This is a genomic window from Microbulbifer okhotskensis (assembly GCF_023895975.1).
Taxonomy (GTDB): Bacteria; Pseudomonadota; Gammaproteobacteria; order Pseudomonadales; family Cellvibrionaceae; genus Microbulbifer; species Microbulbifer okhotskensis.
The window spans coordinates 1-364 of record NZ_JALBWM010000420.1 but is presented as its reverse complement, the minus strand read 5'-3'; the positions used below and the strand labels follow the sequence as shown (position 1 = coordinate 364).

General features: G+C 35.4%; 1 protein-coding gene. It reads left to right on the top strand.

Going from position 1 to position 364, the window contains the following annotated elements:
- Positions 1–152: 152 nt before the first annotated feature.
- Positions 153–364: hypothetical protein (locus MO867_RS22755; RefSeq protein WP_252473407.1), on the top strand; the 212-nt coding region annotated here is incomplete at its 3' end.

Genomic DNA, 364 nt, shown 5'->3' with positions numbered 1-364 from the left:
TCATCTCTTTTTTGCTAATAGTAAAGAAATGACACAGAATTCTGAACACTACCAACCTTATTCCTAGTTAACTAGTACTTTCATATCATGGCGTTTCATTATTTTCAGTTAATACTTAGTATTCAGTTAACTGTAGATGTAGGTGAATAGGTATGAAGTTATTAACCTCTATCGCTGTAGGCATGTTTATGACAATAAGCATCAACACTTTTGCGGATAATAATGAGGCAATATTATTTCAGGTGGGAAATCATAATGTGGCCAACACTTTTCAATCTGATCCAACCATCCACGATAACTTAATTGTACACAATACTTCGGACAGTTTTAGGGGCGAAATAGGTAGGAACCACGGCCAGATACT